Source organism: Achromobacter sp. (assembly GCF_050285585.1).
GTDB lineage: Bacteria > Pseudomonadota > Gammaproteobacteria > Burkholderiales > Burkholderiaceae_B > Achromobacter.
The window spans coordinates 1-6,119 of the sequence record NZ_JBLZXF010000077.1 but is presented as its reverse complement, the minus strand read 5'-3'; the positions used below and the strand labels follow the sequence as shown (position 1 = coordinate 6,119).

The following is a 6,119-nucleotide window of genomic DNA, read 5'->3' as shown; positions in this document are numbered from 1 at the left end:
GCGAGCAGCATGTCTTTGGTGAAATACAGGTCGCCGCGCTTTTCGCCGTGGTATTCGTGGATGTGCGTTTCCACGATCGAGTCCACGGGGCAGCTTTCCTCACAGAAGCCGCAGAAAATGCACTTGGTCAGGTCGATGTCATAGCGCGTGGTGCGGCGGGTGCCGTCGTCACGCTGGTCCGACTCGATGGTGATGGCCAGCGCGGGGCACACGGCTTCACACAGTTTGCACGCGATGCAGCGCTCTTCCCCATTGGGGTAGCGGCGCAGCGCGTGCAGGCCGCGGAATCGCGCCGAGGTCGGCGTCTTTTCCTGCGGGTAGCGCAAGGTGACCTTGCGCTTGAAGAAATACTTGCCCGTCAGGCGCATGCCCTTGAGCAGTTCGGCCAGCATCAAGCTGCCGAAGAAATCTTTGATCGCTTCCATATCCTGCCTCTGCCTGGCGGCTTAGCGCCAAATGTTCCAGGGCGTCTGCATCCAGATCGCCACCACGACCAGCCAAACGCCGGTCAGCGGGATGAAGATTTTCCAACCCAAGCGCATGATCTGGTCATAGCGGTAGCGCGGGAACGACGCGCGGAACCACACGAACAACGAGACCACGACGAACGTCTTGAGACCCAGCCAGATCCAACCCGGAATCCAGGTCAGCGGCGCGATATCGATCGGGGAAGCCCAGCCGCCCAGGAACATGATCGACGCCATGCACGACAGCAGGATCATGTTGGCGTATTCGCCCAGGAAGAACAGCGCGAAGGCCATGCCCGAATATTCGACCATGTGGCCGGCCACGATTTCCGATTCGCCTTCCACCACGTCGAACGGGTGGCGGTTGGTTTCGGCGACGGCCGAGATCACGTAGATCACGAACAGCGGCAAGAGCGGCAGCCAGTTCCAGGACAGGAACGTCAGGCCCTTGTCGGCGAACCAGCCGCGGTTCTGCACATGCACGATCTCGGACATGTTCAGGCTGCCGGACACCAGCAGCACCGTCACCAGCACGAAGCCGATGGCCAGTTCATACGACAGCATCTGGGCCGAGGCGCGCAGCGCGCCCAGGAACGCGTACTTGGAGTTGGACGCCCAGCCGGCGACGATCACGCCGTACACGCCGATGGACGTGATGGCCATGATGTACAGCAGGCCGGCGTTGACGTTGGCCAGCACGACGTCGGGGCCGAACGGCACGACGGCCCAGGCCGCCAGCGCGGGCATCAGCGTGACCACGGGGGCCACGATGAACAGCACCTTGTTGGCCTGGCTGGGGACCACGACTTCCTTGGTCAGCAGCTTGAACACGTCGGCAAACGGCTGCAGCAGCCCCTTGAAACCGACGCGGTTCGGACCCATGCGCACGTGCATGGCGCCGATCATCTTGCGTTCCCAGTACGTCAGGTAGGCCACGCACAGGATGATGGGCACGGCGATGATCACAATCTTGATGAGGGTCCAGAGGACCATCCAGACCGTCGGGCCCAGCAGTGCCGTACCCTGGCTCTCAAGAACATTAAGCCATTCCATCAGGCACGCTCCACGCTGATTTGACCGAATGCGCCACCCAGGGCCGCGGTGTTTTCAAAGGCTGCCGAGATGCGCACGGCGCGATCGGCCACGGCGTCATCCTGCACGGTTTCGAGCTCGACGGCGCCCTGCCCGCCCGTCACGCGCACCTTGACGCCGGCCGTCAGGCCCAGGCTGGTGAGCGTGCGGCCGTTCATGGCGGCAGCCGGCTTCTTCGAGGCCGGGGCCGCTTGCAGCGGCTCCGAACGGCGGACCATCGCATCGCTGCGGTAGATCGGCACGTCGGCCACGCGCTCCAGGCCGCTGCCGGCCTGGCCCAGGCCCAGCGGCGCCTTGATGTCGTTGGACAGGCGGCTTTCGACCCCGCCGGCCAGCACGGCGTCGCGCACGGACTCGGAGGTTTCGTCGTCGAAGCCCGCCAGGTGCAGCACATTGCCCAGCACGCGCAGGACCTTCCAGGCCGGACGGGTCTGGCCGAACGGCGCAACCGTGCCCTTGAAGCTCTGGGCCAGGCCTTGCGCGTTGACGAAGGTGCCCGAGGTTTCGGTGAACGGCGACACCGGCAGCATGACGTCGGCCCACTCGGCGGCGGCCGAACGGTAAGGCGTCAGGGCTACGGCGAATTGCGCGCCGCGCAGCGCGGCGATGGCCTGCTGGCCGTTGTCGGCATCCAGCAGGGGCTCGGCGTGAAGAACCACGTAGGCCTTCAGCGGCTCGGCCAGCATGGCGGCGGCGTTCTTGCCGCCCTTGCCCGGGATCGCGCCGGCCAGGTAGCCGCCGACGGTGTTGCCGCCGGAGGTCAGGAAGCCGAACTTGCCGCCGGCCAGGTCGGCCACGGCGCGGCCGTTGGCGGCCAGGGTCGAGGCCTGGGCGCTGGCCACGGCCAGGTTGCCCATCAGCACGGCGGTGTTGGCGCCCGACGCCAGGCTGGCGGCGATGATCTTGGCGTTCTCGCCCGGCGTGACCGCGGCGAACTCGGCCGGCACCGCGGCTTCCTTGGCTTGCGCCAGGGCCACGGCCACTTCGGCCAGGGCGCGCGGCAGCTCGGACGGGGCCACGGTGAGGCGGCCGGCGACCGGCATCAGGGGATCGTCGGCGGCGCTGTCGACCATCAGGATCTGCGTGCCGCGCTTGGCGGCCTGGCGCAGGCGCTGGGCCATCAGCGGGTGGTCCTTGCGCAGGAACGAGCCGACCACCAGGACGCGGTCCAGGTTGTCGAGTTCGGCGATCGGCATGCCCAGCCACGGCGCGCCGGTCAGCGCGGCGTCGAAGGCCGGGTCGGTCTGGCGCAGGCGGAAGTCGATGTTCTCGGAACCCAGCGCGCGCACCAGGCGGCCCAGCAGCGCGTATTCCTCGGTGGTGGCGTATTCGGACGCCAGGGCGCCGATCTGGCCGGCGCCGAAGCTGTCACGCACGCGCGACAGGCCTTGGGCCACGGCCTGCAGGGCGTCGGCCCAGGAGGCTTCCTGCCACTTGCCGTCGGTGCCCTTGATCATCGGGGCGGACAGGCGGTCTTCGCTGTTCAGGCCTTCGTACGAGAAGCGGTCGCGGTCGCTGATCCAGCATTCGTTGATGGCTTCGTCTTCGAACGGCACCACGCGCATCACGCGGTCGCCCTTGACCTGGACCACCAGGTTGGCGCCCAGGCTGTCATGCGGGCTGACCGAACGGCGGCGGGCCAGTTCCCAGGTGCGGGCGCTGTAGCGGAAGGGCTTGGAGGTCAGCGCGCCCACCGGACAGATGTCGATCATGTTGCCCGACAGCTCGGACTCGATCGAGCGGCCGACGAAGGTCGTGATCTCGGAGTGCTCGCCACGGCCCAGCATGCCCAGTTCCATGACGCCGGCGATTTCCTGGCCGAAGCGCACGCAGCGGGTGCAGTGGATGCAGCGGCTCATTTCCTCGGCGGAAACCAGCGGGCCCAGGTCCTTGTGGAAGACCACGCGCTTTTCTTCCTGGTAACGCGAGGAAGAGCCGCCGTAGCCCACGGCCAGGTCCTGCAGCTGGCACTCGCCGCCCTGATCGCAGATCGGGCAGTCGAGCGGGTGATTGATGAGCAAGAATTCCATCACCGACTTCTGAGCGGCGCGCGCCTTCTCGGAGCAGGTGTGGACGACCATGCCATTGGTCACGGGCGTGGCGCAGGCGGGCAGCGCCTTGGGCGCCTTTTCCACTTCAACCAGGCACATGCGGCAGTTGGCCGCGATGGACAGTTTCTTGTGGTAGCAGAAATGCGGCACGTAAAGCCCGACTTTCTGGGCGGCATGCATGACCATGCTGCCTTCGGGCACTTCGACCTTGTTGCCGTCGACGGTTAGTTCAACCATTGCTGTTCCTGAGACCTACAGATATTGCGGGACCACACAAGACTTGTGCTCGATGTGGTGCGCGAATTCGTCGCGAAAATGCTTGAGGAAGCCACGGACGGGCATGGCGGCGGCGTCACCCAGGGCGCAGATGGTGCGGCCCATGATGTTGCCTGCCACGTTGTCCAGGAGGTCCAGATCTTCCGGACGGCCCTGGCCGTTCTCGATGCGGTGCACCATGCGGTAGAGCCAGCCGGTGCCTTCGCGGCACGGCGTGCACTGGCCGCAGCTTTCCTCGAAATAGAAGTACGACAGTCGCAGCAGCGACTTCACCATGCAGCGCGTCTCGTCCATGACGATCACCGCGCCCGAGCCCAGCATCGAGCCCGCCTTGGCGATGGAGTCATAGTCCATCGTGCATTCCATCATGATGTCGGCGGGCAGGACCGGGGCGCTGGAGCCGCCGGGGATGACCGCCTTCAGCTTCTTGCCGCCGCGCATGCCGCCCGCCAGTTCCAGCAGGGTCGAGAACGGGGTGCCCAGCGGGATCTCGTAGTTGCCGGGACGCTCGACGTCGCCGGTGATCGAGAACAGCTTGGTGCCGCCGTTGTTCGGCTTGCCGACTTCCAGGTAGGCCTGGCCGCTGTTGCGGATGATCCACGGCACCGCCGCGAACGTTTCGGTGTTGTTGATCGTGGTGGGCTTGCCGTACAGGCCGAAGCTGGCCGGGAACGGCGGCTTGAAGCGCGGCTGGCCCTTCTTGCCTTCCAGCGATTCCAGCAGCGCGGTTTCCTCGCCACAGATGTAGGCGCCGTAACCGTGGAACGCATGCAGCTGGAAGTTGAATTCCGAACCCAGGATCCTGTCACCCAGGAAGCCGGCGGCGCGCGCCTCTTCCAGGGCCTCTTCGAAGCGCTCGTAGACTTCGAAGATTTCACCGTGGATGTAGTTGTAGCCGACGCTGATGCCCATCGCGTAGGCCGCGATCGCCATGCCTTCGATCACGATGTGCGGGTTGAAGCGCAGGATGTCGCGATCCTTGAACGTGCCGGGTTCGCCTTCGTCCGAGTTGCAGACGAGGTACTTCTGGCCCGGGAACGCGCGCGGCATGAAGCTCCACTTCAGGCCGGTCGGGAAGCCCGCGCCGCCGCGGCCGCGCAGCCCCGACGCCTTGACTTCGGCGATCACGTCTTCCGGCTTCATGCCGGTGGTGAGGATCTTGCGCAGGGCTTCGTAGCCGCCGCGCTTGACGTAGTCGGCCAGGCGCCAGTTGGCGCCGTCGACGTCGGCCAGGATCTGCGGCTGGATGTGCCGGCCGTGCAGGCACATCGAATTGGACAGGTCGTTCAGCGGGTTGGGATCCAGCCCTTGCGCGAACTGCTTGTACAGGTCGGGCGCGTTCATGCCGACTCTCCTTGCGCCTTGAGGGCCGCGACCAGCGCGTCCAGCTTTTCTTCGGTCATGCGCACGCACATATGCTTGTTGTTCACGATCAGCACGGGCGAATCGCCGCAAGCGCCCATGCACTCGCCTTCCACCAGGGTGAACTGGCCGTCGGCGGTGGTCTCGCGGTAATCGACCCCGAGTTTGCGCTTGAGGTAATCGCCCGCGCGTTCGCCGTCGCGCAAGGCACAGGGCAGGTTCGTGCAGACGGCGATCTTGTTCTTGCCGACGGGCTTGACGTCGAACATGTTGTAGAACGTGGCGACTTCCTGGACCGCGATGGGCGGAACGCCAATGTAGTTGGCCACATCTTCGATGATTTCGGTAGCCAACCAGCCCTTCTCTTCTTGCGCGATGGCAAGCGAGGCCATGATGGCGGACTGCCGCTGGTCGGCCGGGAACTTCGCGAGTTCTCGGTCGATTTTCTGGTAGGCCTGTTCGGAAAGCAGCATAGTTTGAATCCGGGTTATGCGGGCGTGCTCGTGACTGTCTGGGCGGATCAGCGATCGATCTCGCCGAAAACGATGTCCTGCGTGCCAATGATGGTGACGGCGTCGGCGATCATGTGGCCGCGCGACATTTCATCCAGCGATTGCAGGTGGACAAAGCCGGGCGCCCGAATCTTCAGGCGGTAGGGCTTGTTGGCGCCGTCGGACACCAGATAGATGCCGAATTCGCCCTTCGGATGCTCGACCGAGGCGTACGCTTCGCCCGGGGGCACGTGGAAACCTTCGGTGAAGAGCTTGAAGTGATGGATCAGCTCTTCCATGTTGGTCTTCATGGCGGTGCGCTTGGGCGGGGCGATCTTGTGGTTCTCGATCATGACCGGGCCCGGGTTGTTGCGCAGCCA

Annotated in this window: 5 protein-coding genes and 1 pseudogene; all 6 read right to left on the bottom strand. The window is 65.3% G+C overall.

Going from position 1 to position 6,119, the window contains the following annotated elements:
- On the bottom strand, positions 1-425 hold a 425-nt coding region (gene nuoI, locus ACN6PJ_RS30955; RefSeq protein WP_427999462.1), incomplete at its 3' end, for an NADH-quinone oxidoreductase subunit NuoI.
- Positions 426-446: 21 nt separating this feature from the next.
- Positions 447-1,520, bottom strand: coding sequence for an NADH-quinone oxidoreductase subunit NuoH (gene nuoH, locus ACN6PJ_RS30950; protein WP_427997772.1), 1,074 nt, complete (start codon positions 1,518-1,520; stop codon positions 447-449).
- Positions 1,520-3,847 (bottom strand): NADH-quinone oxidoreductase subunit NuoG, encoded by a 2,328-nt coding sequence (gene nuoG / locus ACN6PJ_RS30945; protein ID WP_427999461.1) that lies wholly within the window; start codon positions 3,845-3,847, stop codon positions 1,520-1,522. The genes nuoH and nuoG overlap by 1 nt, the downstream gene beginning before the upstream one ends.
- Positions 3,848-3,862: 15 nt before the next feature.
- Positions 3,863-5,230 carry an NADH-quinone oxidoreductase subunit NuoF gene (gene nuoF / locus ACN6PJ_RS30940; RefSeq protein WP_427999460.1) on the bottom strand — a complete coding sequence of 456 codons (1,368 nt, stop codon included), beginning with the start codon at positions 5,228-5,230 and terminating at the stop codon, positions 3,863-3,865.
- Entirely contained in the window at positions 5,227-5,721 is a 495-nt protein-coding gene (nuoE, locus tag ACN6PJ_RS30935) for an NADH-quinone oxidoreductase subunit NuoE (protein WP_043543414.1), read from the bottom strand. The genes nuoF and nuoE overlap by 4 nt, the downstream gene beginning before the upstream one ends.
- 47 nt (positions 5,722-5,768) lie before the next feature.
- Positions 5,769-6,119 (bottom strand): annotated as a pseudogene (locus ACN6PJ_RS30930) (NADH-quinone oxidoreductase subunit D); the annotation flags it as partial.